This is a genomic window from Nocardiopsis listeri, from assembly GCF_020741345.1.
Lineage (GTDB): Bacteria > Actinomycetota > Actinomycetes > Streptosporangiales > Streptosporangiaceae > Nocardiopsis > Nocardiopsis listeri_A.
In genome coordinates, this window is sequence record NZ_DYZD01000078.1 from 1 (window position 1) to 21,845 (window position 21,845).

At 69.5% G+C, this 21,845-nt stretch carries 18 protein-coding genes and 1 riboswitch; of the genes, 9 read left to right on the plus strand and 9 right to left on the minus strand.

Going from position 1 to position 21,845, the window contains the following annotated elements; translation table 11 throughout:
• The 4 genes from K8V84_RS05120 to K8V84_RS05135 all read left to right on the plus strand — a co-directional run.
• Positions 1-207 (plus strand): bifunctional nuclease domain-containing protein (locus tag K8V84_RS05120; RefSeq protein ID WP_304071066.1); only part of this gene is annotated, 207 nt, incomplete at its 5' end.
• A 469-nt stretch (positions 208-676) separates the two neighbouring features.
• Positions 677-1,165 carry a MerR family transcriptional regulator gene (locus K8V84_RS05125; RefSeq protein WP_304071095.1) on the plus strand — a complete coding sequence of 163 codons (489 nt, stop codon included), beginning with the start codon at positions 677-679 and terminating at the stop codon, positions 1,163-1,165.
• 128 nt (positions 1,166-1,293) lie between these two features.
• Positions 1,294-1,386: riboswitch (glycine riboswitch) on the plus strand.
• A gap of 95 nt (positions 1,387-1,481) precedes the next feature.
• On the plus strand, positions 1,482-4,379 hold the full coding sequence (gene gcvP, locus K8V84_RS05130; protein WP_304071069.1) for an aminomethyl-transferring glycine dehydrogenase: 2,898 nt from the start codon (positions 1,482-1,484) through the stop codon (positions 4,377-4,379).
• 214 nt (positions 4,380-4,593) lie between these two features.
• A complete protein-coding gene (locus K8V84_RS05135) occupies positions 4,594-5,841 on the plus strand; it encodes a tetratricopeptide repeat protein (protein ID WP_304071071.1) in 1,248 nt (415 codons plus the stop codon).
• 188 nt (positions 5,842-6,029) lie between these two features.
• Here the strand turns inward: K8V84_RS05135 and K8V84_RS05140 are convergent, their stop codons facing one another.
• The 4 genes from K8V84_RS05140 to K8V84_RS05155 all read right to left on the minus strand — a co-directional run bounded on the left by K8V84_RS05140 (position 6,030) and on the right by K8V84_RS05155 (position 9,572).
• On the minus strand, positions 6,030-6,218 hold the full coding sequence (locus K8V84_RS05140) for a DUF5999 family protein (RefSeq protein ID WP_304071074.1): 189 nt from the start codon (positions 6,216-6,218) through the stop codon (positions 6,030-6,032).
• Between the two features lie 196 nt (positions 6,219-6,414).
• Positions 6,415-7,845 carry a threonine/serine exporter family protein gene (locus K8V84_RS05145; RefSeq protein WP_304071076.1) on the minus strand — a complete coding sequence of 477 codons (1,431 nt, stop codon included), beginning with the start codon at positions 7,843-7,845 and terminating at the stop codon, positions 6,415-6,417.
• A 183-nt stretch (positions 7,846-8,028) separates the two neighbouring features.
• Complete coding sequence (locus K8V84_RS05150; RefSeq protein ID WP_304071078.1) at positions 8,029-8,724, minus strand: response regulator transcription factor; 696 nt, start codon at positions 8,722-8,724, stop codon at positions 8,029-8,031.
• A 41-nt stretch (positions 8,725-8,765) separates the two neighbouring features.
• The gene (locus K8V84_RS05155) at positions 8,766-9,572 is read right to left on the minus strand and encodes a PD-(D/E)XK nuclease family protein (RefSeq protein WP_304071080.1); all 807 of its coding nucleotides are present in this window, start codon (positions 9,570-9,572) and stop codon (positions 8,766-8,768) included.
• A gap of 166 nt (positions 9,573-9,738) precedes the next feature.
• On the opposite strand from K8V84_RS05155, the gene K8V84_RS05160 reads away from it, so the two are divergent.
• Positions 9,739-10,815 carry a site-2 protease family protein gene (locus K8V84_RS05160; protein WP_304071098.1) on the plus strand — a complete coding sequence of 359 codons (1,077 nt, stop codon included), beginning with the start codon at positions 9,739-9,741 and terminating at the stop codon, positions 10,813-10,815.
• Between the two features lie 89 nt (positions 10,816-10,904).
• Here K8V84_RS05160 and K8V84_RS05165 read toward each other — a convergent pair whose 3' ends face one another.
• Together K8V84_RS05165 and K8V84_RS05170 are read right to left on the minus strand one after the other, a co-directional pair.
• Positions 10,905-11,378 carry a hypothetical protein gene (locus K8V84_RS05165; RefSeq protein WP_304071081.1) on the minus strand — a complete coding sequence of 158 codons (474 nt, stop codon included), beginning with the start codon at positions 11,376-11,378 and terminating at the stop codon, positions 10,905-10,907.
• Between the two features lie 34 nt (positions 11,379-11,412).
• Entirely contained in the window at positions 11,413-12,720 is a 1,308-nt protein-coding gene (locus K8V84_RS05170) for a helix-turn-helix transcriptional regulator (protein WP_304071082.1), read from the minus strand.
• Positions 12,721-12,885: 165 nt separating this feature from the next.
• On the opposite strand from K8V84_RS05170, the gene K8V84_RS05175 reads away from it, so the two are divergent.
• On the plus strand, positions 12,886-13,221 hold the full coding sequence (locus K8V84_RS05175) for a hypothetical protein (RefSeq protein WP_369696603.1): 336 nt from the start codon (positions 12,886-12,888) through the stop codon (positions 13,219-13,221).
• Between the two features lie 324 nt (positions 13,222-13,545).
• On the opposite strand, the gene ppgK is transcribed toward K8V84_RS05175, so the two are convergent.
• Positions 13,546-14,313 carry a polyphosphate--glucose phosphotransferase gene (ppgK, locus tag K8V84_RS05180; protein WP_304071084.1) on the minus strand — a complete coding sequence of 256 codons (768 nt, stop codon included), beginning with the start codon at positions 14,311-14,313 and terminating at the stop codon, positions 13,546-13,548.
• A 198-nt stretch (positions 14,314-14,511) separates the two neighbouring features.
• Between ppgK and K8V84_RS05185 the strand changes: the two genes are divergently transcribed.
• The 3 genes from K8V84_RS05185 (at position 14,512) to dop (ending at position 19,331) form a co-directional block, all read left to right on the plus strand.
• A complete protein-coding gene (locus tag K8V84_RS05185) occupies positions 14,512-15,465 on the plus strand; it encodes a tRNA (adenine-N1)-methyltransferase (RefSeq protein WP_304071086.1) in 954 nt (317 codons plus the stop codon).
• A gap of 290 nt (positions 15,466-15,755) precedes the next feature.
• Positions 15,756-17,525: a proteasome ATPase gene (gene arc / locus K8V84_RS05190; protein WP_304071088.1), complete on the plus strand. Its 1,770-nt coding sequence runs from the start codon at positions 15,756-15,758 to the stop codon at positions 17,523-17,525.
• 279 nt (positions 17,526-17,804) lie between these two features.
• A complete protein-coding gene (dop, locus tag K8V84_RS05195) occupies positions 17,805-19,331 on the plus strand; it encodes a depupylase/deamidase Dop (protein ID WP_369696604.1) in 1,527 nt (508 codons plus the stop codon).
• A 70-nt stretch (positions 19,332-19,401) separates the two neighbouring features.
• Here the strand turns inward: dop and K8V84_RS05200 are convergent, their stop codons facing one another.
• Both K8V84_RS05200 and K8V84_RS05205 read right to left on the minus strand, forming a co-directional pair.
• Positions 19,402-20,553: a S1 family peptidase gene (locus K8V84_RS05200; protein WP_304071090.1), complete on the minus strand. Its 1,152-nt coding sequence runs from the start codon at positions 20,551-20,553 to the stop codon at positions 19,402-19,404.
• 510 nt (positions 20,554-21,063) lie between these two features.
• A partial coding sequence (locus K8V84_RS05205) for a S1 family peptidase (protein WP_304071092.1) occupies positions 21,064-21,845 on the minus strand: 782 nt, incomplete at its 5' end.

Genomic DNA, 21,845 nt, shown 5'->3' on the forward strand with positions numbered 1-21,845 from the left:
GTTCTCACCAATGGCGCGGAGGTCAGCGCACGTCCTTCGGACTCCATCGCCCTGGCACTGCGTACCGGAGCCCCGATCTACGCGCACGAAGACGTGATCGACGAGGCGGGGATGCCGATCCCCGACGAGCAGGAGGACCAGGTCGAGGCGTTCCGGGAGTTCCTGGACAACATCTCGCCCGAGGACTTCGGTCGACGCAGTACCTGAAGGGAACGAAGGGGCGGGGCCCGCGCACGGCGTGGGCCCCTCTTCCTTGCCCGAGCCCGACCGTCGGCCCGAGGGGTCGAGGACACGGCTGTGACCTGCGGCTTCGTTGCCGGAGTCAGTGGTAGATTGGGATGAGGGAATGGACGCGGCGACCACAACCGAAAAGGCCCGGTCCCCTCGGGGCGCCGGCCGTGTCGGTGGGTCGGAGCCGTCACCGCGCGTACTTGGCGACGCGCCGGGCGGCCTCGTTGACGCTGCCTTGGCGCCGCCCTACCGTCAGTGCTGTGGAACCCGCGGCGCGCCCATTCCCTGAGTGGACCTTCCCCTGTCGATGCCGCCGTGGGACGAGAAGCCGGAGGTCGGCGTGGCGGTAGCGAGCGGCAAGCGGGATCCCCATGACAGGCGGTCCGCGCTGCGGCTAGCGGGGCAGCAGGGCCTACTGCGCGAAGAGGACGTGATGGCGCTGCCTATGGACGTCGGGTATCGGGGCCCAGCGGCGTGTACGGCCGCCGGGATCACCTATCGACAGCTCGACTACTGGGCCAGAACCGGCCTGGTGGAGCCGAGCGTGCGCACAGGAGCCGAAAACGCCCCTCTGTACAGTCTTCCGGACATCCTGATGCTGAAGGTGGCCAAGCGCCTTCTGGACACCGGGATCTCCCTGCAACAGATCCGCACGGCCGTCGATCACCTGCGTGGTCGCCCCGCCGGAGAGTTGGCCCGCATCACCCTGATGAGCGACGGCGTGAGCGTCTACGAGTGCACCTCCCCCGACGAGGTCGTCGACCTCATGCAGCGAGGCCAGGGCATGTTCGGGTTGGCGTTGGCCAACGTCGCCCGTGAGCTGGAGGAGGCCCTGGGGGTCGTCCCGGCCGAGGCCCGTTCCGACCTTCCCACCCCCGAGCCCCAGCCCGTCGACGAGCTGGCCCGCCGGCGACGCGAACGCCGCACCGGTTGAGACCGGTTCGAAGGCGTGCCCTGGCTCTCTGTTCCGGGGCCCGATCGAGTACCGTCGTAACCACAACAGGGGGCGAAAGCCGACATTCTTCCCTGCTTGGATACATGTACAGAGCGTCAGCAGGCTTTTGATATCGCGCGGGAGAGACCCCGACGTTACGGGGCGCCGACGGGGCAATACTCCCCAGTAACCTCTCAGGCACCATGGACCGCGCGAAGGAGGCCGCTCTGAAGCCGGCACCGTCGTGCCCGGTGACAGAGGGGGAGACCGTGAGGAACACCGCCGATCGAATCGGCCCTGTCACCAGGAGGTCTCCGTGACTGACCCGTCGAACGCCTCGACCACGGGAGCACCCGCCCGGGTCTTCGCCGACCGTCACATCGGCCCCACGCCCACCGAGACGGCGGAGATGCTCAAGACCGTGGGCTACGGCTCCACGACCGAGCTCATGAGCGCCGCCGTGCCCGAGTCCATCCTCACCGGCCCCGGGGCCAGCGCCCCGCTCGCCCTGCCCGAGGCCGCCGGTGAGGCCGAGGCCCTGGCCGAGCTGCGGGAGCTGGCCGGCCGCAACCGCCCCCACACCACACTCATCGGACTGGGCTACTACGACACGCTCACCCCGCCGGTCATCCTGCGCAACATCATGGAGAACCCGGCCTGGTACACCGCCTACACGCCCTACCAGCCGGAGATCTCCCAGGGCCGGTTGGAGGCCCTCCTCAACTTCCAGACCGCGGTCTCGGACCTGACCGGTCTTCCCATCACCGGCGCCTCACTCCTGGACGAGGCGACCGCCGCGGCCGAGGCCATGACCCTGGCCCGACGCGCCTCCAAGGTCAAGGGCGACGTCTTCGTCGTGGACGCCGACGTCTTCCCACAGACCCTGCAGGTGCTGCGCACCCGCGCCGAACCCCTGGGCATCGAGGTCGTCGTCGCCGACCTGAGCAAGGGCCTGCCCGAGGGCGAGACGTTCGGCGTTCTGGTGCAGTACCCGGCCTCCAGCGGTGTGGTCCGCGACCCGAGCACGGTCATCGAGCAGGCGCACGAGCGCGGCGCGCTGGCCGTGGTCGCCGCCGACGTCCTCGCCCTGACCCTGCTGCGCAGCCCCGGTGAACTGGGCGCGGACATCGCGGTGGGTTCCACCCAGCGCTTCGGTGTGCCGCTCGGTTTCGGTGGTCCGCACGCCGGTTACATGTCCGTGGGCGAGAAGCTGCGCCGCCAGCTGCCCGGTCGTCTGGTCGGGGTGTCCGTCGACAACGTCGGCAGACCCGCCTACCGTCTGGCTTTGCAGACCCGCGAGCAGCACATCCGACGGGAGAAGGCCACCAGCAACATCTGCACCGCCCAGGTGCTGTTGGCGATCATGGCCGGCATGTACGCCGTCTACCACGGCCCCGACGGGCTGCGGGCCATCGCCCGTCAGGTGCACACCCGTACCGCGTCCCTGGCCGACGCGCTCACCAAGCGCGGTTTCGAGGTCGTCCACGGCGCGTACTTCGACACCCTGCGCGTGCGCGTGCCCAGTGCCGACCGCGTCGTGGAGCGGGCCTTGGAGTCCGGGATCAACCTGCTCGCCGCCGACCAGCACACGGTCGGTCTGAGCGTGGACGAGACCACCACCGTGGACACCCTCGGCAAGGTCCTGGCCGCCTTCGGGGAGGCCGACCGCGGTGCCGAGCGCGGCCCGGTGACGGTGGAGGAGGCCGCCGACCGGCTGCCCGCCGACCTGAGGCGCGGCGTCGACTACCTCACCCACGAGGTCTTCAACACCCATCGCAGCGAGACCTCGTTGCTGCGCTACATGCGCCGTCTGGCCGACCGGGACCTGGCGCTGGACCGCACGATGATCCCGCTGGGCTCGTGCACCATGAAGCTCAACGCCACCGCCGAGATGGAGCCCATCACCTGGCCCGAGTTCGCGGGGTTGCACCCGTTCGCCCCGATGGACCAGGCGGCCGGCAGCGTGGCGCTCATCCGCGACCTGGAGGCCTGGCTGGCCGAGGTCACCGGCTACGACGCGGTGTCCCTGCAGCCCAACGCCGGTTCCCAGGGTGAGCTCGCCGGTCTGCTCGCCATCCGCGGCCACCACCGCTCGCGGGGGCAGGCCCACCGCGACGTGTGCCTGATCCCCAGCTCGGCGCACGGCACCAACGCCGCCAGCGCCGTCATGGCCGGCATGCGGGTGGCCGTGGTGGCCTGTGACGACGACGGCAACGTCGACCTGGACGACCTGCGCGCCAAGACCGAGAAGCACGGTGAGGACCTGGCGGCCATCATGGTCACCTACCCCTCCACCGCGGGCGTGTACGAGGACACCATCACCGAAGTGTGCCGCCTGGTGCACGAGGCCGGGGGCCAGGTCTACGTCGACGGGGCCAACCTGAACGCCCTGGTGGGCTGGGCCAAGCCGGGCGAGTTCGGTGCCGACGTCAGCCACCTGAACCTGCACAAGACCTTCTGCATCCCGCACGGCGGAGGTGGCCCGGGCGTGGGTCCGGTCGCTGTCCGCTCGCACCTGGCGGGCTTCCTGCCCAACCACCCGGGCCAGCCGGAGGCCGGTCCGCACACCGGGGTCGGCCCCGTCTCGGCGGCGCCGTTCGGTTCGGCGGGCATCCTGCCGATCTCCTGGGCGTACGTGCGCATGATGGGGGAGAAGGGCCTTCGTTCGGCCACGGAGACCGCCGTGTTGTCGGCGAACTACATCGCCAAGCGCCTGGAGCCCTACTACCCGGTCCTGTACACCGGTGCGGGTGGTCTGGTGGCGCACGAGTGCATCATCGACATCCGACCGTTGCAGAAGGCCTGTGGCATCAGCAACGAGGACGTCGCCAAGCGGCTGATGGACTACGGCTTCCACGCGCCGACCATGTCCTTCCCGGTCAACGGCACGCTCATGGTGGAGCCGACCGAGAGCGAGAACCTCGCCGAGCTGGAGCGGTTCATCCAGGCGATGATCGCCATCCGCGGTGAGATCGACAAGGTCGCCAAGGGGGAGTGGGACGCCGAGGACAACCCGCTGCGGGGCGCTCCGCACACCGCGGAGGCGCTGACCGCCGACGAGTGGGATCGCGGCTACACGCGCTCCGAGGCCGCCTACCCGCTGCCGTCGCTGCGTCAGGACAAGTACTGGCCGCCGGTCGGCCGGATCGACCAGGCCTACGGTGACCGCAACCTGGTCTGCTCCTGCCCACCGCCGGAGGCCTTCGAGCTCTGAGTGCGTTGAGCGGGGTGTCGGCTTCGGTCGGCGCCCCGCTCCTTTCGGACAATAGAGAATCTACGCCGTAAAGGCGCTACTTCGGATGAAGCGACACGCGACATCCGCCACCAGGACGCCGCTCTCGCCATCGACCGGCACGTTAGAGTTACGGCGAGCCGAACACTCGCGCCGCCCACCGCGCGACCCTCGCCCCCACGGAAAGCCGCACACCATGACCACGACGTCCGGATCTTCCGCACGCCCTGGACCCTCCGACCAGCCGCCCCAGGCCATCGACCCCGAGGACGTCGAGGACACCGGAACCGGTGGCGGGGACGCCGCCGACCTGTGCGACCAGGCCCGGGACCTCGCCGAGAACGGTCACCTGAAGCGCGCCGCCAAGCTCTACCGACAGGCGGTCGCCGCCGACCCGCACCCCAGGGTGCGGGCGCGGGCACTGTTGGGGCTGGCCGTGGTCCAGGACCAGCGTGGCGACCTGGTCGCCGCCCGGGAGGCCGCTCGTCGGGCACTGTCCACCGAGGACGCCCGTTACGCGCCCCGCGCCGCCTACCACCTGGCGTTGTCCCTGGAACAGGAGGACGCGCACGGAGAGGCCGCTCGGGTGTGGGAACGACTGTTGGGGCTGGGCGGGGCGGCCTACAGCGCGGTGGCCCGTTACGGGTTGGCGCGAGAGGCCGAACTACGGGGCGAGCACACCGAGGCGGAGGAGCACTGGGAGGCCGCGCTGGAACTGCCGCCCGAAGGCGAACCGATGAGCCGTCTGCACGCCACCACGGTCCAGGACGCCGCCAAAGACCTGGCGGGACGCCTGCTGGAGCGGGGACGGCCCGAGGCCGCCTCCGTGGCGGTCGAGCGAGGTCTGGCGGTGGGAGACGACCCGGGGCTGCGTCTGTTGCGCGCCGCCACCCATCTGGAGCGGGCCATCGCCGACGTCGCCGCGGTCGCCGATCCGGGCACCGACGACGAGCACGCCCGCCCCGAGGCACACACCTCGGGCGCCGCGGTGGAGCTCCTGGCCGGCCTGTTGGCCCTGCGGGGCGAACCGGACGAGGCGGCCCGGGCCTGGCGCGCCGGACTGGAGAGCCGTGACACGCGGACCTCCGAAGAAGTGCGGTGGCGGCTGCGCCGATCCTTCGCCCGGCCCGGGGGCGAGGACGGCGAGGAGGAGGTGCCCGAACCCTGGTGGGAGGGGTACCTGGAGGAGGCGGTGGCGACCTCCAGCGCGCCCGTGCTAGCCGGGGAGCTCTTCGCGACCGTGACCCGGATGCACGCTCTGTTGGCGGTGCCGGTGGTTGAGGGCGAGGCCCGCCCGGCCGCGCTGCGCGCCGCCATGGAGCAGGCCCTGCGCACCCCGAGCGAACTGGTGTGGGGCGAGGACGTTCACGTGGACTTCCGGCGACGGCTGGCCGAGGCGATGGGGCAGGACGTGCTCCCCGAGGGTTGGCCGGACGGCTCCTGAGGTCGGCCGGAGGGTCCTGGAAACGGCGGGGTGGTTCGCGGCCGGTTCGCGCACACGTCACCGCCCGGGATTTCGCGGTTCCCGGGCGGGAGAGGTCGAGAGACCAAAGGATCGGATATTCGGTAGGGGCCACGCGAGTCGGTGGAAATCGTGGCCGGGTACCGGCCGAGGGCCGGTGGGCGGCCGCTTCAGGCCGCGGCGCGAGGACGGTGCGGGGCCACGACCGCCCCGTCGGGGAGGAGCTCACCGGTGTCCTCGAAGAGGACGACGCCGTTGCAGAGCAGACTCCATCCCTGTTCGGGGTGGCTGGAGACGACCCGGGCCGCTTCGCGGTCGGTGTCCTCGGCGGTGGGACAGGAAGGCTTGTGGCTGCACATGGATGGACCCTTTCGGTCGTGTGCCGGTCGAGGCCAACAGTAGTGGCTGACATCACATGATGTTGTCGTTTCAGGTCGACGACAAAGGCGCCGCTCCGCTCTTGTTCGCTCTCAACAGGTGAGACTCCCGCCCCGGCCTGCCGGTTCTCCCCGAAATACCGAGGGCGTGTCCGAACCCGGACACGCCCATGGGGAATCAGTAACCGCCACGTGTGCGTCGGGCGGCGGGACGACTGCGCATCCCCGCGCCCGCCAGGCCACCGCGCTGGAAGGCCCGGACCAGTTCGCCACCGAGGTTGACCCCGGCACCCAGCGCGAGCGCCACCGTGATCGCCTCGGCGAGGCTGAGCATCCCCGCCACGGCCGTGCCCTGGGTGACCTCGATCAGGCCTCGGTAGAGGATGCTGCCCGGCAACAGGGGGGCGATCGAGGGGATCAGGTACGGCAGGACCGGCCGTCGGGTGCGACGGGCCAACCAGTGCCCGACCACGCCCACGGCCACCGCGCCCACCACGGTGCCCACCACCGGGGGGACGTCCACCAGGGAACGCAGCCCCGCGTAGGTCACCCAGATCATGACGCCCATGACGCCGATGCTGGGAAGCATCCGGGGCGGTACCGCCAGTGAGATGGCGAAGGCCATGGCGATGCCGGCGGAGCCCACCAGTACGGCGACGTCCAGGGCGGTGCCGGCCGACGGCAGGTTCTCCAGGTCCATGTTCACGCCCAGGCGTACCGCCGTGTAGGCCACCGCGCCCACACCCGAGACGATCGCGCCCAGCGTGAAGAAGGTCTCCAACAGGCGTGCCGCGGCGGAGACGTAACTACCGCTGATGCCGTCCTGGAGGCTGGAGACCAGGGGACGACCGGGCAACAGCGCCATGATGTTACCGGTGATGATGGCGCCCGCCTGGAGGCCGAGGTCGAGTGAGGTGCTCACCCACAACAGGGCCACGCCGATGGAGGCGGCCACGGTGGCGGCGGCGACCATCTGGTAGAACTCCGCCACACCGCGGTTGGCGAGGAACACCGAGGTACGGTCGCCCAACACGGTGGCGAGGAAGGCCACCGTGGCCACGATCAGACCACCGCCCACCATGAGACTGGCGCTGGAGGCGATGAGCCCGAAGCCCACCGCGATCAACCAGTTCGGGTAGGGCATGGGGGCGCGCCGGATCTGTTCCAGTCGGCCCGCGGCGTCCTCCAGTTCCAACAGCCCGAGGGCGGCCTGCTGGACCAGGGTGTGCAGTTCGTTGACGCGGAAGTAGTCGAGGGTGCGCCGACGCACCACGCGTTCACCCGTCACCGGCGGACTGTCGCCGCCCGGGTGGGTGGACAGGGAGATGGTGGTGAAGGTGACCGACACCTCCGAACGGGGCAGGTCGAAGGCGATCGACAGGCTCAGCATGGCCTCGCTGACCGCTTCGGTGCTCTCCCCGCTGGCCAGCATCAGTTCGCCCACGCGCAGGACCAGGTTGATGGCCCGCGCGTCGGGAAGGTTGGTGTCCTCGTCGTCGTCGAGGTTGTCCGGGGTCAACTCACGCTCGTGCTCGGCGCGCCAGTCGCGCATCCGGCTGAGCATGATCTCCTCGCTCGGCGGCCCCGACCGCCCCCGCTTGCTCGGCATGACTGTGTTCCGTCTCCCCCTCTTCGTCCGCGCCCCGTGGTGGCGTTCCGCTTTCGATGGTCACCAAGGGGACGTCGTACCCAACGGCGGGGTTCGCCCTTCCGGTCCGGATGGCGCCGGTGAGTTCGATCACCCAGGCCATCCTGTCAACGCCCGCGGTCGTGCTCTACCGTCGACGCGCCGTCACCCGGCGGCCGGAGGTGCGTCCTCGCCCGGGGTGACCAGGCCTTTCTCGTAGGCGTACACGACGGCCTGGACCCGGTCGCGCAGGTGGAGTTTGGTGAGGATGCTGCCCACGTGAGACTTGACGGTGGTCTCTCCGAGGAAGAGGTGGTCGGCGATCTCGGAGTTGGAACGGCCGCGGGCGACCAGCGCCAACACCTCGTGTTCGCGATTGGTGAGGGGGTCGGCTTCGGGTTCGCTCTCGGCCTCGGGGGTGGGTATCAGGGGGACGAAACGGTCCAGGAGGCGGCGCAGGACGGTGGGGGAGACCACGGAGGACCCGTCGACGACCAGGTCGATGGCGGCGATCAGTTCGGTGGGCGGCACGTCCTTGAGCAGGAAGCCGGAGGCGCCGGCGCGCAGAGCCTCGACGGCGTATTCGTCCAGGTCGAAGGTGGTCAGGGCCAGGACGCGTATCCCGTGACCGAGGCCCTTGGCCCACTCGACGATCTCGCGGGTGGCCTGGATTCCGTCGACGCCGGGCATGCGGATGTCCATGAGGACGATGTCGGGGAGCAGGCTTCGGACGGCTCGTGCGGCCTCGCGGCCGTCGGATGCCTCGCCCACCACGGACAGGTGGGGTACGGATTCGAGGATCATGCGGAAGCCGGCACGGACGAGGGGTTGGTCGTCGACCAACAGGACTGAGACGGGCACGGGGCCGATTCTGCCGTATGGGGCGGAGTGCCGTGGCCGGCTCAGGCGGTGGGAAGCGGGGGCGGGGTGCCACCGAACTCGGGGCACAGGGCCTGGTGTTCGCACCACCCGCAGAGCTTGCTGCGTTTGGGTTCCCAGTGTCCGGCGCGTCCGGCGGCCTCGATACGCGCCCAGATGTCACCGATCTCGGCCTCGGCCGCGGCGAGTTCCTCCCGGGTGGGGTCGTACCAGCGCACGGAGCCGTCGCCCAGGTACATGAGTTGGAGTCGGGCGGGGACCACGCCGAGGTCGCGCCAGATCATGACGGCGTAGAAGAAGATCTGGAACTTGGCCTTGTCCTCGAAGCGGGGGTGGGGGGACTTGCCGGTCTTGTAGTCGACGACACGGATCTGACCCCCGGGCGCGACGTCGAGGCGGTCGACGTAGCCGCGTAGGCGTAGACCGGTGGGCAGGGACACCTCCAGCCGCATCTCACGTTCGCGCGGTTCGAGGTTGGCGGGGTTCTCCAGGTCGAAGTAGCGCTGGACGAGGTCGCGGGAGGACTGGAGCCAGTCCTCGAGGCCCTCGCCGTCGGGGAAGAGGTGGTCGGCGACGTCGGGCTTCTTCTCGCGGATCTTCTTCCACTGGGGGTCGACGAGGCCGAGCGCGGTGCGCGTGGTGCGGGTGTCGGCGGGAAGTTCGTACAGGCGTTCAAGACAGGCGTGGACCAGGGTGCCGCGCAGCGCGGCGGCGCTGGGTGCCTCGGGGAGGCGGTCGATGGTGCGGAAGCGGAACAGCAGCGGGCACTGGAGGAAATCGGAGGCCCGGGAGGGCGACAGGGCGCTCGGCAGTGGCGGCACGGTGGTCATGCCTGTCAGCCTATGAGAGCCGGGGTCCGGTGGGGGCGGGTGTGGTGGGTCCCGTCGCCGGTGGGGCCATAGTGTGGGGCCTGTGAGCAATGGCAGTGATCCCTCCGCGACCCGGCCCGTCCCCCGTTCCCGGAAGACGGGGTTACCGCTCGGGCGGCCGTTCGGCGTGCCGGTGTACGTGACGTCGTCGTGGTGGATCGTGGCGGTGCTGATCACCCTGGTCTACGGGGGCATCGTCCAGACCCGGTTGGCGTTGGGGCCCTCGGCGTACCTGTTGGCGTTCGTCTTCGCGATCCTGTTGTACGCCTCTGTGCTGGTGCACGAGTTGGCGCACTCGGTGGTGGCGCGCTCGTACGGGTTGCCGGTACGGCGGATCGTCCTTTACGTGTTGGGCGGGGTGTCGGAGATCGACCGGGAGGCGCCCACCCCCGGCAAGGAGTTCTGGATCGCCTTCTCGGGGCCTTTGCTGTCGCTGGTGTTGGCGGGGGGCGCGTTCGGTCTGGCGCTGACGGCGGACCCGTTCAGCATCCTCGGTGAGCTGCTGTTCCAGTTGTGGGTCGCCAACCTGTTGGTGGGCGTGTTCAATCTGTTGCCCGGGTTGCCGTTGGACGGCGGTCGTCTGTTGCGCGCCGGGGTGTGGAAGCTGACCGGGAGGCCGCACACCGGGAGCGTGGTGGCGGCCTGGGGCGGCCGGGTGCTGGCCCTGTTGGTGGCGGCGTTGCCGTTCCTGTTCGCGTGGAGTGCGGGCGGTACTCCGGGTCCGTGGGCCATCGTGTGGGGTGTGGTGCTGGCCGGGTTCATGTGGATGGGTGCTACGGAGGCCCTGCGCAACGCGCGGGTGCGGGCCCGTGTTCCGGGGCTGCGTGCTCGGGACCTGGCCCGCAGGGCCGTGGTGGTGCCCGCGGACCTGCCGCTGGCGCAGGTGGACGTGCGCGTCCGGGAGTCGGGCGCTGAGGCGGTGGTGGTGACCGACACCGGAGGCACGCCGATCGCGGTGGTCCATCCCACCGCGGACGAGGCGATCTCGAAGGCGCGGCGGGCCTGGGTGCCGGTCTCGGACGTGTCTCGGGCGTTGACCGGGAATTCGGTGGTGTCGGTGGGGTTGGAGGGCGAGGAGCTCCTGACCGAACTCACCCGTCACCGGTTGCCGGAGTACCTGGTGGTGACCGAGGACGGTGGGGTGTTCGGGGTGATCCGAGCCTCGGACGTCAACGCGGCGATGGCCGGTCGGGAACGGTCCTAGTCGTTCAGGGTCGCCGCCGGTGTTTCGGCGTGTTCGGATGGTGCCTTTCCGAGGGTCCACGAACGGCGCTTGTGCCCGCTCGGTGGGGTTCACCGGTGGGCGCCCTGGGGCCACAGGACGGTGACGGGGCGGCTCAGGGCCCGGGCGTAGGCGACCACGTCGGCGGTGCCGCCGGGGCCCCGGGCCGGCAGTCCGTCCCACACGGCTATGAGCCGGTCGCTGCGTTCGACGAGGAGGCGACCCGCGGCCATGTGGGAGTGGGGGTCGGAGACGGCGTGCGGTAATTCGTGGACCAGGACGGCGCGGGCCAGGAGCCGGTCGTAGACCGGGTGGTGGGCGGCGGGCAGCGCCGAGCGGTAGCCGGAGGCCGGGATGACGGCCTCCAGGGGGGCTCCGGCGTCCAGGACGGCCTCGGCGAAGAGGGAGTCGGCGCCGTCGGCGAGGCAGGAGAGGCCCACCATGGCGTGTCCGTAGGGCTCCAGATGGTCCTTGACCAGTGCGGCGACGTGTTCGTTCACGTCAGGGGTCAGGTTTCGATGCCCGGTGATGCCGATGCGGATCACGTGACCTCCCAGTTCGTTCGCTTTCGCCGCGTTTCTACCCACTCGGGATGCCGGTAACGAGGGCGGCGAGACGGGTGTCGAGTTCGTTGACGCGGTCGGCGTGGGGGCCGCGGTAACGCCGGCGGAAGGAACGCACGCGGGCCACGACGCGTTCGGAGGCGAAGCGCACCCCGGTGTCGAGGGCCTCCTGGGCCAGGCGGAAGGCCTCGTCGACGTCTCCGGCCTCGGCGTGGGCGGAGGCCAGTTCGACCTTGAGCACCGCGGACTGCTTGACGTTGCGGGAGGGCGGGGCGACGGCGTCGGCGAAGGCGGCGCGGGCCTCGTGCGGGGTGCGCAGACGTACGCCCACCAGGGCGCGGTAGCCGGCGACCTTGGCCTCGTCGAAGACGAACACCCACGGCCAGGGCGGTCGGGCGTTGTCGGGGCGGTCGACGTCGCGTTCGGCGCGACGGATGGCGCTCGCGGCGGAGGCGCGGTCGCCGATGCCGGCGTGGGCGAGGGCGCCGATGCAGGCCAGCCAGGCGCGGGCGGTGGGGTGGGAGTCCGGGCCCAGGACGTGTTCGGCCTCCTGGACCAGTCCCAGTCCGAGTTCGGGGTCCTCGGCGGTCTCGATCTCGAAGGAGGCCAGGGATCCGAGCATGTAGACGTCGAGCAGGCGCATGCCGGCCTGGCGGGCGCGTACGACGGCGGTTCGGTAGTGCATGCGGGCCGATCCCATGTCACCGAGGTCGGCGTTGAGCCAGGCGGCGAACCCGGAGGCTTCGCTCGCTGCGGCGCTGAGTTCGGTGTGGAAGGGCGTCACGCGTGCGTTCGTGAGCATCTGTTCGGCCAGGTGCACGTGCGCGATCGCGCCGGGCAGCAGGTGGCGTGCGGGCGAGGTGGCGTCCATGCGTCGTTGGCCGCCGGTGATGGCCCGCAGGGAGGGCGCGGTGTCCTCGTCGATGCCGTGGTGGACCTCCGGCCCGACGACGGGTCGTGCGGTGGAGGCCAGGAGTCCGCCCGCGGCGACGGCCTTTCCGAAGTCGCGGCGTCCGGTGGGAGGGATCGCCTTGGTGGCGGTGCCCTCCTTGGTGGTTTGTCCGCCGAAGCGGATGAGGTGCAACGGGATGTCGAGCCGTCGTGCCAGGTCCTGTACCTGGCTGATGGTGAGCGACTGCTGGCCGTTGACCACTCGGGAGACCCAGCTCTGGGAGTAGGTGAGTTCCCGTGCCAGGTCGCCCTGGGACCAGCCGCGTGCGGTGCGCACGCTTTCGATGACCGTCGGCATGTCGCAGGTGGCCAGGGCGTCGGCCACGCGTGGTCGGGTCCACAGGTCCTTGGGAAGGCCGTCTGGTTGGGGCATGAGCCCAGGTTAGGGATCTCGGCTCGTCTTGGTGGCTATGTGTGAAAAAGAAGGCCCGATGCGTGATCCGCATACTGGTCATGCGGGCTCTCCGACATGGGGCAGAGTGAACTTGTCGTTGGCCCGGCGGCGGTGGTCGTCGGGACCGTGAGGAGGGAGAACCACGTGACCGTGCAGACGTCGCCGGCGGAGAGTCCGGGCGTGTCGGACCACGACGGTCCGGCGACCCTGGCGCTGCGGGGTATGGCCGACGAACTGCGTTCACGTGGGATCGACGCGTGGGAGGACGGTGCGTGCGGGATCGTGCACGCCGGACCGATCGCGCAGGGTCGGCGGGCGGTGTTGCGTCCGCACCGGGGTGACCTGTGGTGGTGGATGCGCTGGTCGCTCCAGGAGGGGACCACGGCGGTCCTGCCCGGGGTTCCGCTCTCTCCGGCCTCACGGACCTCCGACGCCGCCCGCAGGATCATGGGCGTCATGTCGGCCGCCGAGAGCGGCTGACGTCGAAGACACACGTGGGAGAGGTCCCGCGTGGCTGGACGGGTCGTACAGCGGTGCGACCCCGGGTGTGGGGTGGTGTTCGGGTGGTGGCCCGAACCCGTTTCTCCCTCTGTGCGGGCTCCGAACCCGCCCGACACCCGAATCACCCGCTCCGGAGCGTGACCGGGGCGGCCGCCTCCACCCCCGGGCGCCTGGCGGTGCCGTCCCCACGAATTCGCCAGGCGCCCCCTTCCCTTTCCCGGGCTCGGATGCGCCTCCTGCGGTTCCGGGCCCGCGCAGAACCTCTTCGGGTGGTGCGGGCCGTGGGGAGCCGAGGGGCGAGGATCAGGGGACCTCCAGGCCCTGGGCGGCGGCCAGGGTGGCGCCCACGATGCCCGCCGTGTTGCGCAGGACCGCGGGCACGATCGGGGTGCGGATATCGAGCAACGGCAGGAACTTGTGGGCCTTGCGGCTCACTCCGCCGCCCACCACGATCAGGTCCGGCCATACCAGGTCCTCGATCACCCGGTAGTAGCGCTGTAGACGCTCGTTCGCCCACTCGGGGTAGGAGAGGCCGTCGCGTTCCTTGGCTCCTGAGGAGGCCCGTGACTCGGCGTCGTGGCCGTCGATCTCCAGGTGTCCGAACTCGGTGTTGGGCACCAGTCGACCGTCCACGACCAGTGCGGTGCCGATTCCGGTGCCAAGGGTGGTCATCAGCACGGTGCCGTGCACGTCCTTGGCCGCGCCGTAGCGGGCCTCGGCCAGGGCGGCGGCGTCGGCGTCGTTGAGGACCCGGGCCGGGCGTCCCACGGCCTCGGTGAACAGGGCACGGGCGTCGGTGCCCACCCAGGACTTGTCCAGGTTGGCGGCGGTGTGGACCGTGCCGTTCTGCACCACTCCGGGGAAGGTGACGCCCACGGGACCGCCCAGGGTCTCGGGGAAGTGCTCGGCGATCTGCGCGACGATGGCGGCGACGGCCTCGGGACCGGAATCGTCGGGGGTGAGTATCTTGATCCGCTCCCGGACGAACTCACCGGAGTCCAGGTCGACGGGAGCGCCCTTGATGCCGCTGCCGCCGATGTCGATTCCCAGGCCCGTGGTCGGCTGTGACATGGGTGGTGTCTCCCGTGGTCCTCGTGTGTTGTCGGGTTCGGTGGCTGGGCCACACGCCTGATACTGCCCAACGGCGTCGGGTTTCGCACGCCGGACGGGCGGAGCGGGCCGCGTTCGGGACGGTTCGTCGCGGTTCCGGGGACCGATACGCTGGGCGATTGCCCGACCCGAACGCGACGTGGGAAGACGAGAGCGACGTTGACCGGTATCCATGGCCGCCGCGGCCCCTTCACCGATGGCGACACCGTGCAGTTGACCGACCCCAAGGGTCGCATGCACACGATCACCCTGCGTGAGGGTGGCGCCTTCCACTCGCACAAGGGCAAGGTCGACCACGACGATCTCATCGGTGAACCCGAGGGCAGCGTGGTCGCCTCCAACACCGGCACGGCCTACGTGGCCCTGCGCCCCCTGCTCATCGACTACACGCTGTCCATGAAGCGCGGGGCGACCATCGTCTACCCCAAGGACGCCGCCCAGGTGCTGGTGGAGGCCGACATCTTCCCGGGTGCGCGCGTGGTGGAGGCCGGGGCGGGCTCGGGGGCCATGTCCAACTGGCTGCTGCGCGCGGTCGGGGAACAGGGCATGGTGCACTCCTACGAGCGGCGGGCCGACTTCGCCGAGATCGCCCGCAAGAACGTGGAGAACTTCCACGGCGGGCCCCACCCGGCGTGGCGGCTGACCGTGGGCGACCTGGTCGAGGAGCTCGACGAGACCGACGTGGACCGGGTGTTCCTGGACATGTTGGCGCCCTGGGAGTGCCTGGACGCGGTCGCCAGGGCCCTGATCCCCGGCGGTCTGGTGTGCTGCTACGTGGCCACCACGACCCAGCTGTCCCGTGTGGTGGAGGAGATGCGTGAGGACGAGCGGTTCTACGAGCCGCGTTCGTGGGAGACCATGCTGCGGACCTGGCACGTGGAGGGGCTGGCGGTGCGTCCGGACCACCGGATGATCGGCCACACCGGGTTCCTCGTGGTGGCGCGTCGTCTGGCCGACGGTGTGGCCGCGCCCGAGCGACGGCGCCGTCCGGCCAAGGGCGCCTACGGCAAGGACTACGAGGCCTCGCGTGCGGCCGGAGCCAAGGGCACGGCCGGTTCCGCCGAGGGTGTGTCCGACACGCCCGAGAAGGAGACGGACCGGCCCGCCGAGTAGCGTTCTCGGCGCTCCTGAAAGCCCGCTTCCGGACATGGTCCGGGGCGGGCTTCTTCGTTTTTTCGTGAAGCGGCGTTATCGCCGCCCAAGCTCGGGGAAACGTCTGGAATGCACTTGCCCGACCCCCGCCACGGAGGTTACTTTCTCATTACGTCGGGTCATCCGTTGCCGCTGTGACCTGCGTGGACGCAGGAAGTGAAAATGAGGCTCACGACACTCCTCGAAGCTGGGAGGTTAGGAAAGGGGCAGGGGTAGGTAGGTTCCCGAGTAGTCGTCCTTCTCATAGGGAGGTGGCGGACGTGGCCGAGCGCGAAGACGAGCGTCAAGACGACCAGGACCGTGAAGTCGCTGAACTCACGGCTCAGGTCTCCTACATGGAAAAGGAACTCAGCGTGGTTCGGCGTAAGCTCGCCGACTCGCCCCGACATGTGCGTCTGTTGGAAGAGCGGTTGCGGGAGGCTCAGGCCAACCTGGCCGCCGCCAACGGGCAGAACGAACGGCTCGTCTCCACACTGAAGGAGGCGCGCGAGCAGATCGTGGCGCTCAAGGAGGAGGTCGACCGGCTGGCTCAGCCACCGTCGGGCTTCGGTGTCTACCTTGGGTCGCGCGAGGACGAGACCGTCGAGATCTTCACCAACGGCCGCAAGATGCGGGTCAACGTCAGTCCATCCGTGGATCTGGAGTCGTTGCGCCCGGGCCAGGAGGTCATGCTCAACGAGGCGTTCAACGTCGTCGAGGTGGAGTCCTTCGAGACCGTCGGCGAAGTCGTCATGCTCAAGGAGATCCTTGAGGACGGCGAGCGGGCCCTGGTGATCTCGCATCACGACGAGGAGCGGATCGTGCGGTTGGCGGAGCCGCTGCGCGACGAGCCGATCAGGGCCGGAGACTCACTGCTGTTGGAGTCCCGGTCGGGGTACGTGTACGAGCGCATTCCCAAGTCGGAGGTCGAGGAGCTCATCCTCGAAGAGGTCCCCGACATCGCCTACAGCGACGTCGGTGGTCTGTCGGGGCAGATCGAGATGATCCGCGACGCGGTCGAGTTGCCCTACCTGTACAAGGAGCTGTTCTTCGAGCACCGGTTGCGTCCGCCCAAGGGTGTGCTGCTGTACGGACCGCCCGGGTGCGGTAAGACGCTCATCGCCAAAGCGGTCGCGAACTCGTTGGCAAAGCAGGTCGCCGAACGCACCGGCAAAGATGTCGGCAAGAGCTTCTTCCTCAACATCAAGGGTCCGGAGCTGCTGAACAAGTACGTGGGTGAGACCGAGCGGCACATCCGCCTGGTCTTCCAAAGGGCCAGGGAGAAGGCCTCAGAGGGCACCCCCGTCATCGTGTTCTTCGACGAGATGGACTCGATCTTCCGCACACGTGGTTCGGGTGTGTCCTCCGACGTGGAGAACACGATCGTCCCGCAGATGCTCAGTGAGATCGACGGTGTCGAGGGGTTGGAGAACGTCATCGTCATCGGCGCCTCCAACCGCGAGGACATGATCGACCCGGCGATCCTGCGGCCCGGCCGTTTGGACGTCAAGATCAAGATCGAGCGGCCCGACGCCGAGGCGGCCCGTGACATCTTCGCCAAGTACATCACCGAGGATCTGCCGCTGCACGAGGAGGACCTGGCCGAGCACGGTGGTTCCAGCAAGGCCACGGTGGACGCCATGATCCAACGGGTCGTGGAACGGATGTACACCGAGGGCGAGGAGAACCGCTTCCTGGAGGTGACCTACGCCAACGGGGACAAGGAGGTCCTGTACTTCAAGGACTTCAACTCCGGCGCGATGATCGAGAACATCGTCTCGCGGGCCAAGAAGATGGCGATCAAGGACTTCATCGACAACCGGTCCAGGGGCATTCGGGTCTCGCACCTGTTGCAGGCCTGTGTCGACGAGTTCAGTGAGAACGAGGACCTGCCCAACACCACCAACCCGGACGACTGGGCGCGCATCTCCGGCAAGAAGGGCGAGCGGATCGTCTACATCCGTACGCTCATCACCGGAAAGACGGGCTCCGACTCGGGCCGATCCATCGACACGGTCGCCAACACCGGCCAGTACCTGTAAAACGCTCGCCGCGGTCACGTACCGCTTCGGGGCCCGCCGGAGGTCTTTCTCCGGCGGGCCCCACGCGTGCGCGACCGTGGGACTCTCGTCCCTTACCCGGGTATGGTCCGGTGGTTTGCGCGCACCTCGCCTTCGCTTTATGTCGAATCCGCCGAAATCCGGTGTGACCTGTGTGGATGTGCCGGGGCGAGATCTTTCGAAACGCCCGGGAAGACAGCGCTTAGGCCACAATTGGCGCGGAAGCGTTCAAGACGGTGCCCGGGCGGATAACCTCTCAGCATGAGTGTGCGGCGGATTATGGGTATCGAGACCGAATACGGGATCTCCGTGCCGGGAAACCCCGGGGCCAATGCGATGGTCACCTCCACCCAGGTGGTCAACGCCTACCTTGCCGCTTCGGCGGCGCGGGCCCGGCGGGCACGTTGGGACTTCGAGGAGGAGAACCCGCTGCGGGACGCGCGGGGCTTCGACCTGGCGCGCGAGGTGGCCGACCCCACCCAGCTGACCGACGAGGATCTGGGGTTGGCCAACGTCATCCTCACCAACGGCGCGCGCCTGTACGTGGACCATGCCCACCCGGAGTATTCGGCCCCCGAGGTCACCAACCCGCGTGACGCGGTGTTGTGGGACAAGGCCGGGGAGCGGGTCATGGCCGATGCCGCGGCGCGGGCGGGTTCCACGCCCGGCATCGAACCGATCCAGCTGTACAAGAACAACACCGACAACAAGGGCGCCTCCTACGGGTGTCACGAGAACTACCTGATGAACCGGTCGACGCCCTTCGGGGACATCGTCCGCAACCTCATCCCGTTCTTCGTGTCCAGGCAGGTGATGTGCGGGGCCGGCAAGGTCGGTATCGGTTCCGATGGGCAGGGCAGTGGGTTCCAGCTCTCCCAGCGTGCCGACTTCTTCGAGGTCGAGGTGGGGTTGGAGACGACCCTGAAGCGTCCCATCATCAACACACGGGACGAACCGCACGCGGACCCGGACCGGTACCGGCGTCTGCACGTGATCATCGGTGACGCCAACATGAGCGAGCTCTCCACCTACCTGAAGATGGGGACCACGGCGCTGGTGCTGTCGATGATCGAGGACGGGTTCTTGCAGGAGGACCTGTCGCTGGAGACTTCGGTGGCGGACCTGCGGGAGATCTCCCACGACCCGGGGCTGACGCACCGGGTGCGGTTGCGCGACGGACGGCGGATGACCGCCCTGGAGTTGCAGGGCGAGTACCTGGATCAGGCGCGCAAGTACGTGGAGGACCGCTTCGGTACGGACGTGGACCCCGACACCGCGGACGTGCTGGACCAGTGGGAGGCGGTGCTGACCGGGCTCGGGCGGGATCCGATGGACCTGGCCGACCGGCTGGACTGGGTGGCCAAGCTCAAGCTGTTGGAGAGCTACCGATCGCGTGATGGCCTGGAGTGGTCGAGCCCGCGGTTGCAGATGGTGGACCTGCAGTACTCGGACGTGCGCCAGGACCGGGGCCTGTACAACCGGTTGGCGGCCCGTGGTCGGGTCCATCGATTGTTGGAGGAGCCGGAGGTGACCCGGGCGATCACCGAACCGCCGGAGGACACCCGAGCCTATTTCCGGGGCCGTTGCCTGGCCAAGTACGCCGACTCGGTGGCGGCGGCCTCCTGGGACTCGGTCATCTTCGACCTGCCCGGACACGACTCGTTGCAGCGGGTGCCGACCCTGGAGCCGCGGCGGGGTACCAAGGAGCACGTGGGCGCCCTGTTGGACGCCTCCGAGACCGCCGAGGACCTGGTCGCGGTCCTGGGTGGAGGCAAACGCGGGGGCTGAGCCCGTCGAAGGCAAGGCGTCCCCGCCCGCGGATCGCGGACGGGGACGCCGTGTGAGGGTCGGACGCGGATCAGGTCCGCAGGGTCAGGCCCCAGGTGCTGATCATCGGAGCGACCTCCTGGTAGTAGGTGGTGCCGCCCGAGGTGCAGTTGCCCGAGCCACCGGAGGTGACGCCCTGGGCCTGGCTACCGGAGATGAAGGAACCTCCGGAGTCGCCGGGCTCGGCGCACACGTTGGTGCGGGTCAGGTTCTGCACGGTGCCCTGCGGGTAGCTCACCGTCTGGCCGCGGGCCTGGATGGTGCCGCAGTGCCAGCCGGTGGTGGAGCCGGAGCGGCACACCTGCGAGCCGATCGGCGCCTGGGAGGAGCCGGAGACGGTGGCGTTGCCGCCGGTGTTGTAGCGGCTGACCAGGTTGGTCAGGGTGAAGTTGGACGTGCCGCGGACGAAGGCCGCGTCGTTGCCCGGGAAGATGGAGTTCTGGAAGGTGCCGGAGCCGTTGCCGATGCTCACGCTGGAGCCGACGCTCCCGCAGTGACCGGCGGTGACGAACCCGGCCTGACCGGCGGAGTCGGTGGCGGCGAAGCCGACCGAGCAGCGGCTGCTGCCGCCGATGGTGTAGGCCACGCCGCCGACGATGTCGGCGTACAGTTCGGGCTGTTCGGTGGTGCTCTCCACCGTGACGTCGGAGGCGTCCACCCCGGCGTCGGCCAGGAGGGCGTCCACGTCGGCCCCGGAACCCTCCAGGACCTCCAGGACGACCGTGTCACCGGCGACGTCGGGGTACCACCCGACGACCCCGGATCGGGCGTCGGCGTCGTTGAGTTCGGCGACGATCTCTTCCAGGCCGTCGATACCGTGGGTGACGACCTCGGCCCGGGCGCCGGTGGCCTCGACCGCGTCCACGGCGGAGGCGTCGGTGACCAGGACGGTCAGTTCGAGGCTGTCGGTGTCGAAGAGGGATCCGCCATAGGCCTGGGCGGCGGCCTCGGCGGCGGCGTCGTCGACCTCGAACGCTTCGGCCTGGGCCTCGATCAGTTCGTCGGCCTGGGACGGGGACAGGCCGAGGTCGCGTTGGAGGGCCTCGGCCATGGTGGTGGCCTCGGTCTCGATCTCGGGGGACTGGGGAGCGGTGGCCGCTCCGGCGGTGGGAGCGGTGCCCAGGGCCAGGCCGAAGGCCAGGGCTCCGGTACCTATGGCGGAGACAACGGGGGAGGGTCGCATGGTCCCTACTCTCCTTGGGGGATTTACGGGGGATCGGCGGCCGAGTGCATTCGGTCGCCGTTGTTCACCGAGACACCCGGTAAACAACGCCTAACCATAAGTGCACGTTTTGGCGAGGGAAAGACCGTCATGCGGGAAAAGCATTCAAGGCGAAATCCGGTGATGGGGTGATGGGCCGTTTTCCGGTCGCTGACAGTCGCGGTCTCGGAGCCCACCTTGTGATTGCCGGAGGCGGTCGATTACAGACCGAATCGATCTTCGTGGCGCAAGAGGGGTGGACTGGCCACATGCGGACATCGGTACCGGGTGCCAACCGTGCCCATCCGGACACGCTCCCGTAACACCTCTGGTCACGGGCGTGCCCAGGGCACGAGGAGGCGAGGGCGCCGGTGCTCTCATCGCGAACGGGGGCCGGGGGCGCGGTGGCCGGATACGGACGTCCGGGAACGGGAACGCCCCCGCCCGCTCGAAAGCGGACGGGGGCGTCGACGCGATGCCGGACGGGTGGAGCTATCCGGTCACCAGCGAGAGGTCCCACGAGCTGAGCACCGGGCCGACCTCCTGGTAGTACGTCGTACCACCACTGGTGCAGTTGCCCGAGCCGCCCGAGGTCATGCCCTGAGCCTGGTCGTCGCTGATGAACGAGCCACCGGAGTCACCCGGCTCGGCGCAGACATCGGTGCGGGTCAGGTCGTTGACGGTGCCCTCGGGGTAGCTCACCGTCTGGCCACGGGCCTCGATGGTCCCGCAGTGCCAACCGGTGGTCGAGCCCGAACGGCACACGGCCGAGCCGACCGGGGCCTGGGTGGACCCGGCCACCGTCTGGGTGTCACCCGCGCTGTACATGTTGACCAGGTTGGTGACGGTCCAGTTGGAGTCGGTCGACACGAACGCCCCGTCGTTGCCGGGGAAGACCGACTCGGCGAAGGTGCCCGAGCCGGAACCGTCCTCGCTCTCGGCGGAGGTGCCGACGGTGCCGCAGTGACCGGCGGTCACGAAGCCGTCGCCGCCGGAGCTGTCGGTGGCCGCGAACCCGATGGAGCAGCGGCCGCCGCCCATGTAGTAGGCGTCGCCACCGACGATGTCGGCGAACAGCTGCGGCTGCTCGGAGGTGCTGCGCACCTCCACGGCGGAGGCGTCCACGCCCGCGGCCTCGATGAGGCTCTGCGCGTCGTCGCCTTCGGTGGCCTCGATCACGACCGTGTCGGAAGTGACGTCGGGGTACCAGCCGACGACGCCGGGCCGGGTATCGGCGGCATCGAGCTCGTCCATGATCTGGGCCAGGCCCTCGG